This is a genomic window from Paraburkholderia sp. Ac-20347 (assembly GCF_017104805.1).
Taxonomy (GTDB): Bacteria; Pseudomonadota; Gammaproteobacteria; order Burkholderiales; family Burkholderiaceae; genus Paraburkholderia; species Paraburkholderia tropica.
The window spans coordinates 1-16,343 of the sequence record NZ_JAAGPN010000059.1 but is presented as its reverse complement, the minus strand read 5'-3'; the positions used below and the strand labels follow the sequence as shown (position 1 = coordinate 16,343).

At 66.9% G+C, this 16,343-nt stretch carries 15 protein-coding genes and 1 pseudogene; 11 read left to right on the top strand and 5 right to left on the bottom strand.

Annotation, left to right across the window (positions count from 1 at the left end; all coding sequences use genetic code 11):
• Positions 1-2 precede the first annotated feature (2 nt).
• A complete protein-coding gene (locus tag G3N97_RS14110; protein ID WP_065057187.1) occupies positions 3-908 on the bottom strand; it encodes an EamA family transporter in 906 nt (301 codons plus the stop codon).
• A 290-nt stretch (positions 909-1,198) separates the two neighbouring features.
• Here G3N97_RS14110 and G3N97_RS14105 point away from each other — a divergent pair, with 290 nt between their 5' ends.
• Together G3N97_RS14105 and trxA are read left to right on the top strand one after the other, a co-directional pair.
• Complete coding sequence (locus tag G3N97_RS14105; protein ID WP_205993764.1) at positions 1,199-2,083, top strand: pirin family protein; 885 nt, start codon at positions 1,199-1,201, stop codon at positions 2,081-2,083.
• 57 nt (positions 2,084-2,140) lie between these two features.
• A complete protein-coding gene (gene trxA / locus G3N97_RS14100) occupies positions 2,141-2,989 on the top strand; it encodes a thioredoxin (protein WP_205993763.1) in 849 nt (282 codons plus the stop codon).
• A 115-nt stretch (positions 2,990-3,104) separates the two neighbouring features.
• Here trxA and G3N97_RS14095 read toward each other — a convergent pair whose 3' ends face one another.
• Positions 3,105-3,995, bottom strand: coding sequence for a tRNA threonylcarbamoyladenosine dehydratase (locus G3N97_RS14095; RefSeq protein ID WP_205993762.1), 891 nt, complete (start codon positions 3,993-3,995; stop codon positions 3,105-3,107).
• Between the two features lie 202 nt (positions 3,996-4,197).
• On the opposite strand from G3N97_RS14095, the gene pdxH reads away from it, so the two are divergent.
• The 3 genes from pdxH (at position 4,198) to G3N97_RS14080 (ending at position 7,706) form a co-directional block, all read left to right on the top strand.
• Entirely contained in the window at positions 4,198-4,839 is a 642-nt protein-coding gene (pdxH, locus tag G3N97_RS14090; protein ID WP_205993761.1) for a pyridoxamine 5'-phosphate oxidase, read from the top strand.
• Positions 4,840-5,015: 176 nt separating this feature from the next.
• Positions 5,016-6,230, top strand: a complete 1,215-nt coding sequence (locus G3N97_RS14085) for a cyclopropane-fatty-acyl-phospholipid synthase family protein (protein ID WP_205993760.1) — start codon at positions 5,016-5,018, stop codon at positions 6,228-6,230.
• A gap of 105 nt (positions 6,231-6,335) precedes the next feature.
• Positions 6,336-7,706, top strand: a complete 1,371-nt coding sequence (locus tag G3N97_RS14080) for a DUF72 domain-containing protein (protein WP_241030572.1) — start codon at positions 6,336-6,338, stop codon at positions 7,704-7,706.
• Between the two features lie 56 nt (positions 7,707-7,762).
• Here the strand turns inward: G3N97_RS14080 and msrA are convergent, their stop codons facing one another.
• On the bottom strand, positions 7,763-8,311 hold the full coding sequence (gene msrA, locus G3N97_RS14075) for a peptide-methionine (S)-S-oxide reductase MsrA (protein WP_205993759.1): 549 nt from the start codon (positions 8,309-8,311) through the stop codon (positions 7,763-7,765).
• 203 nt (positions 8,312-8,514) lie between these two features.
• Between msrA and G3N97_RS14070 the strand changes: the two genes are divergently transcribed.
• Entirely contained in the window at positions 8,515-9,027 is a 513-nt protein-coding gene (locus G3N97_RS14070; RefSeq protein ID WP_065057178.1) for a flavin reductase family protein, read from the top strand.
• Positions 9,028-9,120: 93 nt separating this feature from the next.
• Here G3N97_RS14070 and G3N97_RS14065 read toward each other — a convergent pair whose 3' ends face one another.
• Complete coding sequence (locus G3N97_RS14065) at positions 9,121-9,630, bottom strand: Lrp/AsnC family transcriptional regulator (RefSeq protein ID WP_065057177.1); 510 nt, start codon at positions 9,628-9,630, stop codon at positions 9,121-9,123.
• A gap of 131 nt (positions 9,631-9,761) precedes the next feature.
• On the opposite strand from G3N97_RS14065, the gene kynB reads away from it, so the two are divergent.
• The 3 genes from kynB to kynA are packed head-to-tail and all read left to right on the top strand — an operon-like array spanning position 9,762 to position 12,659.
• Positions 9,762-10,403, top strand: a complete 642-nt coding sequence (gene kynB, locus G3N97_RS14060) for an arylformamidase (protein ID WP_205993758.1) — start codon at positions 9,762-9,764, stop codon at positions 10,401-10,403.
• Between the two features lie 29 nt (positions 10,404-10,432).
• Positions 10,433-11,683 (top strand): kynureninase, encoded by a 1,251-nt coding sequence (kynU, locus tag G3N97_RS14055; protein WP_205993757.1) that lies wholly within the window; start codon positions 10,433-10,435, stop codon positions 11,681-11,683.
• 10 nt (positions 11,684-11,693) lie between these two features.
• The gene (gene kynA / locus G3N97_RS14050) at positions 11,694-12,659 is read left to right on the top strand and encodes a tryptophan 2,3-dioxygenase (RefSeq protein WP_205993756.1); all 966 of its coding nucleotides are present in this window, start codon (positions 11,694-11,696) and stop codon (positions 12,657-12,659) included.
• A 116-nt stretch (positions 12,660-12,775) separates the two neighbouring features.
• On the opposite strand, the gene purM is transcribed toward kynA, so the two are convergent.
• Entirely contained in the window at positions 12,776-13,837 is a 1,062-nt protein-coding gene (gene purM, locus G3N97_RS14045) for a phosphoribosylformylglycinamidine cyclo-ligase (protein ID WP_205993755.1), read from the bottom strand.
• A gap of 235 nt (positions 13,838-14,072) precedes the next feature.
• Here purM and G3N97_RS14040 point away from each other — a divergent pair, with 235 nt between their 5' ends.
• Together G3N97_RS14040 and hda are read left to right on the top strand one after the other, a co-directional pair.
• Entirely contained in the window at positions 14,073-15,152 is a 1,080-nt protein-coding gene (locus G3N97_RS14040; RefSeq protein WP_205993754.1) for an AI-2E family transporter, read from the top strand.
• A 16-nt stretch (positions 15,153-15,168) separates the two neighbouring features.
• A pseudogene (gene hda / locus G3N97_RS14035) lies at positions 15,169-15,861 on the top strand (DnaA regulatory inactivator Hda); the annotation flags it as partial.
• Positions 15,862-16,343 lie beyond the last annotated feature (482 nt).

Genomic DNA, 16,343 nt, shown 5'->3' with positions numbered 1-16,343 from the left:
AGTCAGGTGCGCGCCGCCACCAGACGCTGCCTGACCCAACCGCCGAATACATTCACGCCGAGGCCCGCCATCACGAGCGCCGCGCCGCCGATCTGCGCGGCGCTCAGGCGCTCGCCGAGCAGCAGCGCGGCCGCCGCGAGCCCGACGATCGGCACCAGCAGCGAGAACGGCGCGACCTGGCTGGCCGGATACTTCGCGAGCAGACGGCTCCAGAGGCTGTAGCCGAGTATCGTCGCGATAAACGCGAGATAGACGATCGCGCCGATCGAAGTCATGCCGATGCCTTCGAGCGCGGTTTCGATGCGCTGCGGGCCCTCCATGAAATACGAGAGCACGAGGAACGGCAGCGGCGGAATCAGGCTCGCCCAGACCACGAGGCCGACCAGATCGACCTTGCCCACTTTCTTCGTGACGATGTTGCCGAGCGCCCACATGCAGGCCGCGCACAGCGTGAGGATGAAGCCCGCGGCCGTCATGGTCTGCACGCCCACGCCCGCCGCCGCGGTCGATTGCAGGCCGATCAGCGCGAGCCCGCCCGCCGCGATCAGCAGGCCGATGACGTTCTGCGCGCGAAACCGCTCGCCGAGAAACACGGCCGCGAACACCAGCGTGAAGAACGCCTGCGCCTGCAGCACGACCGAGGCGAGTCCGGCGGGCATGCCGACGTACATCGCCGTGAACAGAAACGCGAACTGGCCGAACGAAATGGTCGCGCCGTAGGCAAGCAGCCAGCGCAGCGGCAGTTTGGGCCGCTTCACGAACAGCACCGCCGGGAACGCCGCCAGCATGAAGCGCAGCGCGCCGAGAAGCAGCGGCGGCACGCCGTGCAGACCCACCTTGATCACGACGAAATTCACGCCCCACGCGATCACCACCACCAGCGCCAGCAACAAATCCTTCGGCGACATCTCTCCGGCTCCCTCTATTGTTCTTTCGAATCTGTCAGTTTAGCGGCTGCGGCGCGTGCTCGCCCAACCGGACAAATTGTGTCGACGCCGGCCGGGCGCGCGTCAGGCGTCCCACGAAGCCCGAGCGGACGCCTTACACGGCACTTCGCGCTTGCCGACACAGCGCCGGAGCGGGCGTTAGAATGAGCGCCAGTCCGCGCGCGCAGCGCAGGCGCGGCCACGCTGCCGCCCTGCTGCCCCGCCGCCTTGCCCCACTCATTCGAACCGTCCGGCTCATCAAGGAAGCGTCCATGTCCTCATCGATCAAAGCGGTCCTCAAGCCTCATCAGCGCGACATCGGCAACCTGTACGTGCGCCGCGTGCTGCCCGCCATGGCCGCGCGGCTCGTCGGCCCGTTCATCTTCTTCGACCACATGGGCCCGGCCACGCTCGCGCCCGGCGCGGGCGTCGACGTGCGTCCGCATCCGCACATCGGCCTCGCCACCGTCACCTATCTCTACGACGGCGCGCTGATGCATCGCGACAGCCTCGGCTCGGAGCAGAAGATTCTGCCCGGCGACGTCAACTGGATGACGGCGGGCCGCGGCATCGTCCATTCCGAGCGCACGCCCGACGAAAACCGCGCCACCGGCCTCACGATGCACGGCATCCAGACGTGGGTCGCGCTGCCGCTCGATCACGAGGACGTCGAGCCGTCGTTCTTCCATCACGCAGCCGCGACGCTGCCCGAAATCGAGCGCAACGGCGTGACGCTGCGCGTGATCGCGGGCACGGCGTTCGGCGCGACCTCGCCCGTCGAGACCTTCTCGGGCACGCTCTACGTGGCCGCCGACTTCGCGCCCGGCAGCGCCATCGCGCTCGAACCCGAGCACGAGGAGCGCGGCGTGTATCTGGTCGAAGGCGACCTGTCGATCGACGGCACGCCGCTCGACCAGCACAGCATGGCCGTGCTGGTGCCGGGCGAAACGGTCACGCTCGCGAGCGCGAACAGCGCGCGCGTGATGCTGCTCGGCGGCGAAAAGCTCGAAGGCGAACGCTTCATCGAATGGAACTTCGTGGCCAGTTCGCGCGCGAAGATCGACGCCGCGAAGGCCGCATGGACGCGTCAGGAAATGGGGCAGGTGCCCGGCGAAACCGAATGGATTCCGCTGCCCGAGAAAAAGCCCGCGCATTGAAGCGCGGCGATTCGCCCCCATCTTCACGCGTGACTGCCAATTCCCAACGAGGACGCAATGGATACCACTCTGGCCACTTTTGAAAGAGACGTGATCGAAGCGTCGGCGCTCGCACCGGTGCTGGTCGACTTCTGGGCGCCGTGGTGCGGCCCGTGCAAATCGCTCGGCCCGATGCTCGAAAAACTCGAAGCCGAATACGCAGGCAAATGGCGGCTCGTGAAAGTCAACGTCGACGAAAACCAGGAGCTGGCCGCGCACTTCCAGGTGCGCAGCATTCCGCACGTCGTCGCGTTCGCCGACCGCCAGGCCGTCGACCAGTTCATCGGCGTGCTACCCGAAGGGCGACTGCGCGAATTCATCGACCGGCTGATTCCCGATTCGGCGCAGGCCGCGCGCCAGGTCGCGCAGCAGGCCATCGAGGAAGGCCGCCGCGAGGACGCCTATGAAGCGCTGCAGGCCGCGCTCGCCTACGACCCCGGTTTCGACGACGCGCGCATGGACCTGATCGAGATGCTGCTCGCCGACAACCGCGCGGACGAAGCGCACAACGAAGTCGATCTGCTCTCGCCGAAGACCACGCAGGGCATCGACGCGCGCTTCAATGCGCTGAAGACGCGTCTCGACGCGCTCGACGCCGCCGCCGATTTGCCGCCGACCGACGCGCTCGAAACGCGCGTGGCGAGCAATCCGGACGATCTCGAAGCGCAATTCGATCTCGCGAGCGCGCTGATCGCGCGGCGCAAGTACGCGGGCGCGCTGGAACATCTGCTGGAAATCGTGAAGCGCGACCGGACGTTCCGCGAGGATATCGGCCGCAAGACGATGCTGTCTGTGTTCGATCTGGCCGCGCATCAGCCGCAGCTCGTGAGCGAGTGGCGGCGCAAGTTGAGCGCGACGTTGAACTGAGCGGCGCCTGGCTGGTTGAGCACGCCGCGCTGGATGGAGAAACGCCACGGGAGACCGTGGCGTTTTTTTGATGGTGAATCCTTAAAAGAGGGACGGTTGGCCTTGAATTGAGGATTTACCCCGCCGCCCGCGCATTCGCCTGATGCGCCAACGTCCGCAGCACATACGCCGCCGCCGCGAACCCGAAGCTCGCCGTCACGCAGACGCTCGAACCGAACCCCGCGCAGTTGAGCCCGACCGGCCCGTGATGGCCCGGGGAGGTCGTCAGGTGTTCGGCCTCGTTGTCGACGTCGCACACCGCCGCTTCCGGATAGATCAGCGGTTCGTCGGAATAGACGGCGCTCACCTTGAAGCGTGCCTTCGGCCCGCGCGGGAAACCGTGATGCTTGCGCAACTGCCCGCGCACCTTCGAAAGCAGCGGGTCCTGGATCGTCAGCGCGAGGTCGTCGATACGGATGCGCGTCGGGTCGAGCTGCCCGCCCGCGCCGCCCACGGTGATGAGCGGCACGCGATGCTCCACGCACCACGCGATCAGCGCGGTCTTGGTGCGCACGCTGTCGATGGCGTCCACCACGTAGTCGAAACCGCCGCCCAGCAGCGCGTCGAAATTCGACGGCTCGACGAAATCCTCGACGAGCCGCACGTCGCAGGCCGGATCGATCAGCTTGATGCGCTCGGCCATCGCCTCGACTTTCGGCTTGCCGTAGTTGCCGTCGAGCGCGTGAATCTGACGGTTGGTGTTGCTTTCGGCGACGTTGTCGAGGTCGATCAGCGTGAGCGTGCCGATGGCGCTGCGCGCGAGCGCCTCCGCGACCCACGAGCCCACGCCGCCGATGCCGATCACGGCAATGTGCGCGCGCTCGAACGCATCGAGGGCGGGTGCGCCGTAAAGCCGCGCCACGCCGCCGAAGCGACGGGCCCGGTCCGCAACATCGGCGGCGAGGCTCGCGGTAAGATCAGCGGGGCCGGCGGCGCCGGCAACAGGGGAAGTCGGGGTACTGGACATGGCGGTAGCAATCGTAAGCGGACCGGCGCACTGCCCCGGCCCTCGCGAGACCCGTATTTTGCCTGATCGCGCCCAAGCTGGCCCGACGCGGCCGCATCCGTCCGGGTCCGCCGCCGCCGTGGGCGGGCCGCCGAACCGTCGTTCGCGTCCCCATTTCCGCCTCTTCGTTATACTTGTTCGCACTGAAGCGTCTGCATAAAACATGACCTCCCTCGCCGACCTCCGCAAGAACTACTCGCTCGGCTCGCTCGATGCCGCCGACGTCGATCCCGATCCCATCCGCCAGTTCCAGACCTGGTTCGCCCAGGCGCTCGACGCGAAGCTGCCCGAGCCGAACGCCATGACGGTCGCCACCGTCGACGCGCAGGGCCGCCCCGCCGCGCGCATCCTGCTGATCAAGGGCGTGGACGAGCGCGGCTTCGTGTTCTTCACGAACTACGAGAGCCGCAAGGGCCGCGAACTGGGCGCCAATCCGCACGCGGCGCTGCTGTTTCACTGGGTCGAGCTCGAGCGTCAGGTGCGCATCGAAGGCACGGTCGAAAAGACCAGCGAGGCGGAAAGCGAAGCGTATTTCCAGTCGCGTCCGCTCGGCTCGCGCATCGGCGCCTGGGCGTCGGCGCAGAGCGCGGTGATCGAAAACCGCGAGCAGCTCGAAGCGCGCGAGCGCGAAATCAGCGCGCAGTACGGCGAAAATCCGCCGCGTCCGCCGCATTGGGGCGGCTATCGCGTCGTGCCGACCGCAATCGAATTCTGGCAGGGCCGCCCGTCGCGTCTGCACGACCGCATTCGCTACGTGCGTGAGCACGCAGCCGACGCCTGGCGCATCGAGCGCCTCGCGCCGTAAGGCATCAGGCACATCGCTTCAAACGCGCCGCCCACGCGGCGCCGTATCAGCTACACCCGCCGTACCCCGGCGCGGCGACCGACGCCGCCGCGCCTTCCCGTTTTGGCTTCATCGCTGGCATCGCAATTCGCTTGTGTCTTTGGGCTTCACTCGTTCATCGGACAGGGAGAAAACGCATGTTCTGGGAGAAAAAACTCGCGCAATGGGTCGACGAAGTGCGCAGCAAGGCCAACCTGCCCGCGCGGCTCGTGCTCTGGAGCGGTCAGCAATACGACTTCGGGCACTTCGCCGCGCCGCAGGTCACGCTGAAGGTCAATAGCGCGGCGGCGCTGCCGCTGCTGCTCGAACCGAGCCTCGACAATCTCGGCGAGGCCTACGTGAAGGGCAAGATCGACATCGAAGGCAAGCTCGCCGACATCATCAACATCAGCTATTCGCTCGCCCGCAACACGGTCACGAGCGCCAGCAAGCTCGCGCGCGTGCGCCGCTACTTCACGCACTCGAAGACCACCGACAAGCGCGCGATCCAGTATCACTACGATGTCTCGAACGAGTTCTACAAGCTGTGGCTCGACGAGAACATGGTCTATTCCTGCGCCTATTTCGAGAACGGCGACGAAGACCTCGCCACCGCGCAACTGAAGAAGATCGACCACATCCTCACCAAGATCCAGTTGCAGCCGGACCAGACGCTGCTCGACATCGGCTGCGGCTGGGGCGCGCTCGTGCTGCGCGCCGCGCAGAAGTTCGGCGCGCGCTGCGTGGGCGTGACGCTTTCGCAGAACCAGTTCGATCTCGCGACGCAGCGCGTCAAGGACGCGGGCCTGCAGGACCGCATCGAAATCCGTCTGCAGGATTACCGCGACGTCACGGGCCAGTTCGATCGCATCACGAGCGTGGGCATGTTCGAGCACGTCGGGCGCAAAAATCTGCCGGGCTATTTCACGAAGGTGCGCGAACTGCTCGCCGACGACGGCGTCGCCATGAATCACGGCATCACGTCGAGCGACGCGGAAAGCGGCGAGACGGCGCTGGGCGGCGGCGAGTTCATCGACCGTTACGTGTTCCCGGACGGCGAGCTGCCGCATATCGGCCTCGCGCTCGAAGCGGCGCAGCGCGGCGGACTGGAGGCGGTTGACGTGGAGAGCCTGCGCCGTCACTATGCGCACACGCTCGACCTCTGGGCGGACAATTTCGAGGCGCGCGCGCAGGAAGCGAAGCAACTCGTCGACGACGAGAAGTTCCGCATCTGGCGCGTGTATCTGGCCGGCTGCGCGTACGCGTTCGAGCACGACGACGTGTCGATCTATCAGATCGTCTGCCGCAAGGCCGGACGCAGCGCGACGACGCTGCCCTGGTCGCGCCGCTACATGTACGAGAAGCCGCTGTAACACGGGGCGTCGGCGCGGGCGGCGCGCAGTACGGAACCGCCGCCCGCCCGCGCCAGGCGAACGGCGCTTTTTTGCCACCGGCCTTTCGCCACTGACTAGACGAGCATGAACGAACGCGACGACGGCCTTTTCGGCGCACTGGAGAACGACGGTTCCGGCCTCGCGCCTGATGATGGATCGAGCGCCGGATCGACCACGCGCCGTCCGCGTGAACGCCGCGCCACGCGGGCTGCGGACGCGACGCCGAGGACTGAACCGCCGCAAACCGATCTGTTCGGCTTCGTGCCGCCCGAACTGCCGAAGCGCGCCAAGACCGCCGATATCGCCAACGCAAGCGCCGAAGGCGACCCCGCGCCGAAACCGAAACGCGCCAAACCCGCCCCCACGTCCGAATCCGGCGATACCCCGCCCGCCCCGAAGCGCCGCGCGCGCGGCGTGCTGCCCGCCGAACTCGCGCAAGACGTGCTCGATCTCGGCGCGGAATTGCCCGCAGGCGTGCGTCTGGGGACGTCGTCGTGGTCGTTTCCGGGCTGGCGCGGCCTCGTCTACGGCGACGACTACAGCAACTCGAAGCTCGCCCGCGACGGCCTCGCCGCCTACGGCGCGCATCCGCTGCTGCGCTCGGTGAGCATCGACCGCTCGTTCTACGCGCCGCTGACGGTTACCGACTACCTGCGCTACGCGCAGCAGGTGCCGGACCACTTCCGCTTCATCGTCAAGGCGCCCGCGCTCATCACCGACGCCAGCGTGCGCGGCGATCGCGGCGAGCCGGTCTCGGCCAATCCCTGCTTCCTGAATCCCGAACTGGCCGCACGCGAATTCGTCGAGCCGTGCCTCGCAGGCCTCGGCGCGAAAGCGGGCGCGCTGGTGTTCCAGTTTCCACCGCTGACCGACCAGCTGCTCGCCGATCCGACGACCTTCGTCGAGCGCCTCGCCGCGTTCCTGGCCGCGCTGCCGCCGCTTCCGGCACCGGCCGCCGACGCCGCGCCGGGCGACGCGACCTGCTACGCCGTCGAGATCCGCGACGCCATCCTGCTCACGCCGCGCTTCGTGCGCATGCTGCGCGCGGCGGGCGTGCGCTATTGCGTCGGTCTGCACGCGCGCATGCCCGACCCGCTGCGCCAGGCCGCCGCGCTCGCGCTGATGGACGGCGAAGCGCCCGCCGGTCCGCTGATCGTGCGCTGGAGCCTGCACAGCGGCTTCAAGTACGAGCAGGCGAAGGCGCGTTACGAGCCGTTCGACAAGCTCGTCGACGAAGACCCGCACACGCGCGACGCGCTCGCCGAACTCGCGGCGCGCTACGTGATCGCGGGCCAGCCGGTGCTGATCACGACCAACAACAAGGCCGAAGGCTCGGCGCCGCTGACCTGCCAGAAGCTCGCGCGCGCCATCGCTGATGAAGTGCAGCGTCTGCGTGCCGAAGCGGCCGCCGATGTCGCCGACATCGCCGCCTCCATCGATTCGTCCGCGCAATAAAAAACGGCGGACGCCGCAAAGCGCCCGCCGTTTTCATCGGCTATCCAGTCGGAAGATCAGTCAGCTTTGAGCCGATGCGCGAACTTCTGGCGGAATTTCGCCACCTTCGGCGCCACCACGAACGCGCAGTAGCCCTGATCCGGATGCTGCGCGAAGTAGTTCTGGTGATACGCCTCGGCCGGGAAATAGTTGCCGTCGAGCGGCAGCACCTGCGTGACGATCTTGCCGTCGTAGACGCCCTCGGCCGCCAGCTCGCGAATGGCCTGTTCGGCGATGTCGCGCTGCGCGTCCGAATGCGTGAAGATCACCGAGCGATATTGCGTGCCGACGTCGTTGCCCTGGCGGTTCAACTGGGTCGGATCGTGAATCGCGAAGAAGATGTCGAGAACCTCGCGATAGCTGATCTTCGCGGGATCGAAATCGACCTTCACGACTTCGGCGTGGCCGGTTTCGCCGTCGCAGACCTGCTCGTAGGACGGGTTCGTGGTGTGGCCGCCCGCGTAGCCCGATTCGACCGCGAGCACGCCGTCCACGCGCAGAAATACCGCCTCGAGGCACCAGAAACATCCGCCGCCGAGGGTGGCCGTTTCGACTGTCTGACTCATGCTGAACTCTCCTGTGATGGGGCGCCGGCGCTGCGCCACGCCGGCTTCGCACGCCGCGCATGGCACCACGCAACCCCAGGTAACCCGGCGCGCGAGTGGGTGTACAGCCTGTCGCGCGCCGCTTTTCGCTAAAATTGGGGCAATCCGCTGAAATTCCACATGACTTTGCTGATCGCCACCTATTACGCCGAAGGCGCGCAACGATGACCCGCCGCGCCAGCCCGCCCAATTTCGACGCCGCCGCCTTCCGCCGCGCGCTCGGCCAGTTCGCGACCGGCGTCACGGTCATCACGACCCAGGCGCCCGACGGCTCGCTGATCGGCATCACCGCGAGTTCGTTCAACTCGGTGTCGCTGACGCCGCCGCTCGTGCTCTGGAGTCTCGCCACGCGCTCGGCCTCGATGCCGGTGTTCCGCAGCAACAGCCATTATGTGGTGAATGTGCTCGCGGCGTCGCAGCTCGACCTGTGCAAGCGCTTCGCCACCGTGAAGGGCGATCGCTTCGAAGGCGTCTCGCACGCGGCCGGAGACACCGGCATGCCCGTGCTCGACGGCGCCATCGCCTGGTTCGAATGCCACAACCGCAGCCGCTACGACGAAGGCGATCACGTGATCTTCGTCGGCGAAGTGGAGCGTTGCGGGGTGCGCGAGGATCTCGACGCCGACTCGCCGCTGGTCTTCCACGGCGGCGGTTTCCATCGGCTGCAATCGCTTTAAGCGGATCGCAGGCGCGATCGAACGCGCGATCCGCCGCGCCAACGCCAAGGGCCGCTCGAAGCGGCCCTTTTTACATCGGCGCGTGCAAAAACGTCAGACCGGCGCCGTCTTCTGCTCGGCGCGCTGCGCGATCAGATCGACGGGCACGCCCGCCTCCACCTTGAGCGTCGTCAGCACGATGTTCGAGCGGATGTCCATCACGCCGGGCGCCTTGTAGAGCTTGTTGAGCACGAAGTCCGAGTAGTGCTTGAGGTTGTGCGCGAGCACCCGCAGCAGGTAATGCGTTTCCCCGGTCACGACGTACGCTCCCACCACCTCCGGCCAGTCGCGCAGCGCCGTCACGAAGCGCTCGTGCCAGCTTTCCTGGTCGTTGCGCATCGACACCTGCACGAAGGCTTCCATCTCGAAACCGAGAATCTCCCGGTTCAGACAGGCGCGATAGCGCTCGACCACGCCTTGCTCTTCGAGCAGGCGCAGACGCCGCAAACACGCGGACGGCGACAGTGAAATGCGTTCGGCCAGATCGAGGTTACTGATGCGGCCCTCGTTCTGCAGCACGGAGAGAATCCGGCAATCGGTAGCGTCGAGCGAGATAGCGTTCATATTTGGTCTCCTTTCCCGTCTTGTAACAAATTATGTGCCAAGAACTGTAGCTTGCGGCGTTTTTTTCGCAAGCACATTTCGCGGCGGGTTGCCTATCATTCGAAAAATAACGAGACAACCTTGTCAGCAAGATGAACGACCTCTGGGACATTTCCCCGCCCATCCACCCTGCAACGCCCGTCTGGCCGGGCGATACGCCCGTGACCGTCGAGCGCGTCTGGCGCATGGAAGCGGGTTCGCCGGTCAACGTGGCGCGCGTCACGCTTTCGCCGCACACGGGCGCGCACACCGACGCCCCGCTCCATTACGACGCCGAAGGCGCGCCCATCGGCGAGGTGCCGCTCGATACGTATATCGGCGCGTGCCGGATGATCGACTGCATCGGCGCGACGCCCGTCGTGCTGCCCGAGCACGTGCAGGCCGCGCTGGACGGCATCCCGCCGCGCGTGCTGCTACGCACTTACGCGAGCGCGCCGCAGGATCGCTGGGACAGCGCGTTCTGCGCGGTCGCGCCCGAAACCGTCGATCTGCTCGCGGCGCACGGCGTGCGGCTGATCGGCATCGACACGCCGTCGCTCGACCCGCAGGAATCGAAGACGATGGACGCGCATCACCGCATCCGCGCGCATCGCATGGCGATCCTCGAAGGCGTGGTGCTCGACGCCGTCGCGCCCGGCGATTACGAACTCATCGCGCTGCCGCTCAAGTTCGCGACGCTCGACGCCAGCCCCGTGCGCGCCGTGCTGCGCGCGCTGCCGGCATCGGCAACCTGAAAAATCTCCCCACCGGAATTGCATCGACCATGAACGACCGACACGCAGCCCTCGCGCTCGACCGCGCCGACCCGCTCGCCGCGCGGCGCGACCAGTTCGCGCTCGCTCCCGACACCATTTATCTCGACGGCAACTCGCTCGGCGTGCCGCCGAAAGCGAGCGCCGCGCGCGCCCAGGCCGTGATCGGCGGCGAATGGGGCGAAGGCCTGATCCGTAGCTGGAACACCGCGGGCTGGTTCGCGCTGCCACGCCGGCTCGGTAACAAACTCGCGCCACTGATCGGCGCGGCCGAAGACGAGGTCGTGGTCACCGACACCATCTCGATCAATCTCTTCAAGGCGCTCTCCGCCGCGCTGCGCGTGCAGAACGCGCGCGATCCGAAGCGTCGCGTGATCGTCTCGGAACGCTCGAATTTCCCGAGCGATCTGTACATCGCCCAAGGCCTGATCGAGCAGCTCGATCGCGGCTACGAACTGCGTCTCGTCGACGACCCGAGCGAATTGCCCGCGGCGATCCGCGAGGACGTGGCCGTCGCCATGATCACGCACGTGAACTACCGCACCGGCGAAATGCACGACATGCGCGCGCTCACGGAGCACATCCACGCGCAGGGCGCGCTCGCGCTCTGGGACCTCGCGCATTCGGCGGGCGCGGTGCCGGTCGATCTGAATGGCGTGAACGCCGACTACGCGGTCGGTTGCACGTACAAGTATCTGAACGGCGGCCCCGGCTCGCCCGGTTTCGTGTGGGTGCCGAGGCGCAACCAGAACACCTTTTCGCAGCCGCTGTCGGGCTGGTGGGGTCACAAGTCGCCGTTCGAAATGAATCCGCAATACCGGCCCGACGACGGCATCGGCCGCTATCTGTGCGGCACGCAGCCGATCATTTCGATGGCGCTGGTCGAATGCGGCCTCGACGTGTTCCTGCAAACGGGCATGCCGGCGATCCGCGAAAAATCGCTCGCGCTGACCGATCTCTTCATCGAACTGGTGGAGACGCGCTGCGCCGGTTTCGACCTCACGCTCGTCACGCCGCGCGAGCATGCGCGCCGCGGCTCGCACGTGAGCTTCGAACATCCGCACGGCTACGAAGTGATGCAGGCGCTGATCGCGCGCGGCGTGATCGGCGACTATCGCGAGCCGCGCGTGCTGCGCTTCGGCTTCACGCCGCTTTACATCGGTTACGCCGATGTCTGGGACGCCGTCGAAACGCTGCGCGACGTGCTCGCCACGGAACAATGGCGCAAGCCGGAATTCGCCGCGCGCGGCGCGGTGACTTGAGGAACGCACGATGAACGACCACATGCAGATTCCCGGCGTGCCCGAAGAGACGAATGCGTCGAACGACGCGCCGCGCGGCGGTTGTCCGTTTGGGCATGGCGCGGCGACGGCAGCGGCAGCGGCTCACACGGAGGCATTACCGGCCGCCGAACAGGGCGACGGCTGGCACGACGCGCAACTCGACTTCTCGAAGTCGATGAGCTACGGGGATTACCTCGGCCTCGACAAGGTGCTCAACGCGCAGCATCCGCTCTCGCCCGATCACAACGAGATGCTGTTCATCGTCCAGCATCAGACGAGCGAACTGTGGATGAAGCTCGCGCTCTACGAACTGCACGCCGCGCTCGCGAACGTGCATCGCGACGAGCTGCCGCCCGCGTTCAAGCAGCTCGCGCGCGTCTCGCGCATTCTCGAACAACTGGTGCAGGCGTGGAACGTATTGTCGACCATGACGCCTTCGGAGTACACGTCGATGCGGCCGTATCTGGGCGCTTCGTCGGGCTTCCAGTCGTATCAGTACCGCATGATCGAGTTTCTGCTCGGCAACAAGAATGCGCAGATGCTCAAGCCGCACGAGCATCGGCCCGAAATCCACGCGCAGGTGAAGGCGACGCTCGACGCGCCCTCGTTCTACGACGAAGTGATCCGCCTGCTCGCGCGGCGCGGCTTCGCGATCGCGCCCGAGCGGCTCGCGCGCGACTGGACGCTGGCGACGGAGCACGACAGCAGCGTCGAGGCCGCGTGGCTGGAGATCTACCGCAATCCGTCGAAGCACTGGGATCTGTACGAAATGGCCGAGGAACTCGTCGATCTCGAAGATGCGTTCCGCCAGTGGCGCTTCCGCCACGTGACCACGGTCGAGCGCATCATCGGCTTCAAGCAGGGCACGGGCGGCACCAATGGCGCGCCGTATCTGCGCAAGATGCTCGATGTCGTGCTGTTTCCGGAGTTGTGGCACGTGCGCACGGTGCTGTGACGCGCGATTCCCACGCGCCGTAAACGACTTCGCGCCGGTTCGGCGAGCTTCCTTCGGGAAGCCTCGCCGAACCGGCGCGATGTTGTCAGACTGCGTTTTTAGCCGGCTGGAGCCGCTCAGACCACCACGGTCTGCGCTTCGCCTTCCTTGCTTTCGCGCACGACGCCGATCTTCCAGACCTGCTCGCCCGCCGCCGCCAGCAGCGACGCGGCCGCATCGGCCTGATCCGCCGCCACGATCACGGCCATGCCGATGCCGCAGTTGAACACGCGGTGCATTTCCGCGTCGGCGACACCGCCTTCCTTCTGCAGCCACGAGAACAGCGGCGGCAGCGGCCATGCCGCGTGATCCAGTTCAGCCGTGAGGCCTTCGCGCAGCACGCGCGGAATGTTTTCGACCAGACCGCCGCCGGTGATGTGCGCCATGCCCTTCACAGCGATGGTTTCCATCAGCTTGAGCAGCGGCTTCACGTAGATGCGCGTGGGCGCCATCAGCGCGTCGCCCAGCGAGCGGCCGTCGAAGTCGGCGTTCAGGTCGGGATTCGCGCGCTCGATGATCTTGCGCACGAGCGAAAAGCCGTTCGAGTGGATGCCGCTCGACGCGAGGCCCAGCACCACGTCGCCGGGGACGATCGTGCTGCCGTCGATGATCTTGCTCTTTTCCACGGCGCCGACCGCGAAGCCCGCGAGGTCGTATTCGCCGTCCGGGTACATGCCCGGCATTTCGGCCGTTTCGCCGCCGATCAGCGCGCAGCCCGACAGCTCGCAACCCTGCGCGATGCCCTTCACGACCGTGGCCGCCGTGTCGACGTCCAGCTTGCCGCAGGCGAAGTAGTCGAGGAAGAACAGCGGCTCGGCGCCCTGCACGAGAATATCGTTCACGCTCATCGCGACGAGATCCTGGCCGACCGTATCGTGTTTGTTCAGATGAAACGCGAGGCGCAGCTTGGTGCCGACGCCGTCGGTGCCCGAAACGAGCACCGGTTCCTTGTAACGCTTCGGCACTTCGAAGAGCGCGCCGAATCCGCCGATGCCGCCCATCACGCCTTCGCGCAGGGTCTTCTTCGCAAACGGCTTGATGCGGTCGACGAGCGCGTCGCCCGCGACCATGTCGACGCCGGCGTCGGCGTAGGAGAGGCCTTGCGCCTGATTAGCGGGGCCGGATTTCGGTTGATTCATGGGGAAGTGCCAGAAGGTCGGTAAAATGCGATTTTAACCGATTGCAGGAGCCCCGCCGCCGCGGCTGGGGCGAGTATTTTGGAGACGGGCGGCGAGACGCCGCCAGGAACGCACCGGTCACGTGCTGTCAGCCCCGCTGAGCCGCGCCCGGACACGCTTGAGCAAGCCTGGGCGCGCGCATGCCGCACGATCGCGCCCGCCCGCCAAACCGCGCTCCAGAACCGGAAACCACGATTTGTCGCCGAACACACCGATTTTCACGCCGTATCAGCGTCAGGCCTTCATCTGGGCCGCGCTCGCGCTCGCCTTCGGCATCGTGCTGTGGCTGCTGCGCCCGGTCCTCACGCCCTTCCTGCTCGGCGGCCTGCTCGCCTACATCCTGCAGCCGGGCGTGGCGTGGCTGGTGCGCCGCCGCGTGCCGCGCGGCCTCGCCGCGCTCGCCATGATGCTGCTGTTCGCGCTGCTCGTGACGATGCTGGTCGTGCTGCTGCTGGCGGTGATCCAGAAAGAAGGGCCGCAACTGAAACAGCAGGTGCCGGCGATGATCACGCATCTGCACGACTGGCTCACGCCCAAGCTCGCGTTTCTCGGCGTCAGCGATTCGATGCTCGACTTCCAGAGCCTGCGCGACCTGATCACGAGCCGCATCGAAGGCAGCGCGCAGACCATCGCGCTCTACGCATGGACGTCGATCCGCACCAGCAGCAACGTGGCGATCGAAGTGGTCTCGAACGCCGTGCTCGTGCCGCTCGTGCTGTTTTATCTGCTCTACGACTGGAACGCGATGCTGGTGCGCGTGCAGACCTTCATCCCGCGCCGCTGGTTTGGGCGCACGATGGAGCTGGCGGGCGAAATGGACCGCATGCTCGCGCAATATCTGCGCGGCCAGTTGCTGGTGATGGCCGTGCTGGCCGCGTTCTACGCGATCACGCTGTCGATCGCGGGCTTCGAGGTCGCGCTGCCGGTGGGCGTGTTCACGGGCCTCGCGGTGCTGATTCCGTATCTCGGCTACGCGACCGGTCTCGTGCTCGCGCTGATCGCGGCGCTGCTCCAGTTCGGCAACTGGTACGGCTTCGGCGCGGTGGCGCTGATCTACGGCGTGGGCCAGGTGCTCGAGGGCTTTTTCCTCACGCCGCGCCTCGTCGGCGAGCGTATCGGCCTGCATCCGCTCGCGGTGATCTTCGCGTTGCTCGCGTTCGGGCAACTTTTCGGCTTCTTCGGCGTGCTGCTCGCCTTGCCCGCGAGCGCGATCCTCTCGATCGCGCTGCGCGAACTGCGGCGCAGCTATCTCGCGAGCGCGCTCTACAAGAACTGACTTCCGCCAGACAACCGTGCAGCGACAGTTAACGCTCGATCTCGGCACCCCGCCGCCATCGACCTTCGACAACTTCCACACCGGCGCCAACGCGGAGCTGGTCGCACGCCTGCGCGGGCTGGACGCCGCGCTCGCCGCGAGCGCGCACGCCGCCGACCCGCAGGCCGACCGCACGTTCTACATCTGGGGCGAACCGGGCAACGGCCGCTCGCATCTGCTGCACGCGCTCGCCGGTGAGACGCCGCCCGGACGCGTGCGCTATCTCGGACCGAAAAGCGGCCTCGCCGCCTTCACCTTCGACGCGCGCGTGCCGATCTACGCCGTCGACGACTGCGACTCGCTCTCGGGCGCGCAGCAGATCGCGCTGTTCAACCTCTTCAACGAGGTGCGCTCGCATCCGGGTACGGCGCTGGTCGCCACCGGCAACGCCGCGCCGATGGGTCTCGCGGTGCGCGAGGATCTGCGCACGCGCCTCGGCTGGGGCCTCGTGTTCCACCTCGCGCCGCTCTCGGACGCGGGCAAGGCGGCCGTGCTCAAGCACGCGGCACGCGAGCGCGGCATCAATCTCGCCGACGACGTGCCAGCCTATCTGCTCACGCATTTCCGCCGCGACATGCCGAGCCTGATGAAGCTGCTCAACCAGCTCGACCGTTTCTCGCTCGAACAGAAGCGCGCGGTGACGCTGCCGCTGCTGCGCACGATGCTGGCGAAGGGCGACGGCGAAGACGCGGCGAGCGGCGACGAAACGGCGCTGGAAGGCGGCGACGAAGGCTTCGGCGAGACTGATGCGCTGTTCGGCAGCGAGACGGACGACGACGCGGCTGAATCCGCTGAATCGACCGAATCCACCGAATCCGTCGATCAGGACGCGCCTCAAGCCCCGGACGAACCCGTCGCGCCCACCGTCGCCGACATCGCCGCTCCGCACGGCGTCGAACTCGAACTGTTCCCGAACGAACCCGCCGGCGAATCGGCGCAGGAAGCCGGTTACGAAGCGCCCAAGCCGCCCGCGCTGCAGCCGCGCACGCCGCTGGGCGCGCCGCCGTTCCAGCCGCCGACCGACAACGTCGAGGGCGAGCTGGGCGCGCCGTTCCGCGCGGTGGTGCATCGCGAGCTGGGCACCGAGCTGAAGGGCGAAGTGGAAGCCGACGTCAGCGACGAAATGAGCGGCGAACTGAACGGCGACCTCGG

Bases quoted from the DNA above. Each gene is read 5' to 3' on its own strand.
- G3N97_RS14095 (WP_205993762.1), bottom strand. From the start codon at position 3,995: ATGTCCAGTACCCCGACTTCCCCTGTTGCCGGCGCCGCCGGCCCCGCT.
- msrA (WP_205993759.1), bottom strand. From the start codon at position 8,311: ATGAGTCAGACAGTCGAAACGGCCACCCTCGGCGGCGGATGTTTCTGG.
- G3N97_RS14105 (WP_205993764.1), top strand. From the start codon at position 1,199: ATGTCCTCATCGATCAAAGCGGTCCTCAAGCCTCATCAGCGCGACATC.
- G3N97_RS14080 (WP_241030572.1), top strand. From the start codon at position 6,336: ATGAACGAACGCGACGACGGCCTTTTCGGCGCACTGGAGAACGACGGT.
- G3N97_RS14070 (WP_065057178.1), top strand. From the start codon at position 8,515: ATGACCCGCCGCGCCAGCCCGCCCAATTTCGACGCCGCCGCCTTCCGC.
- purM (WP_205993755.1), bottom strand. From the start codon at position 13,837: ATGAATCAACCGAAATCCGGCCCCGCTAATCAGGCGCAAGGCCTCTCC.
- trxA (WP_205993763.1), top strand. From the start codon at position 2,141: ATGGATACCACTCTGGCCACTTTTGAAAGAGACGTGATCGAAGCGTCG.
- kynA (WP_205993756.1), top strand. From the start codon at position 11,694: ATGAACGACCACATGCAGATTCCCGGCGTGCCCGAAGAGACGAATGCG.
- kynU (WP_205993757.1), top strand. From the start codon at position 10,433: ATGAACGACCGACACGCAGCCCTCGCGCTCGACCGCGCCGACCCGCTC.
- G3N97_RS14110 (WP_065057187.1), bottom strand. From the start codon at position 908: ATGTCGCCGAAGGATTTGTTGCTGGCGCTGGTGGTGGTGATCGCGTGG.
- G3N97_RS14085 (WP_205993760.1), top strand. From the start codon at position 5,016: ATGTTCTGGGAGAAAAAACTCGCGCAATGGGTCGACGAAGTGCGCAGC.
- kynB (WP_205993758.1), top strand. From the start codon at position 9,762: ATGAACGACCTCTGGGACATTTCCCCGCCCATCCACCCTGCAACGCCC.
- G3N97_RS14065 (WP_065057177.1), bottom strand. From the start codon at position 9,630: ATGAACGCTATCTCGCTCGACGCTACCGATTGCCGGATTCTCTCCGTG.
- pdxH (WP_205993761.1), top strand. From the start codon at position 4,198: ATGACCTCCCTCGCCGACCTCCGCAAGAACTACTCGCTCGGCTCGCTC.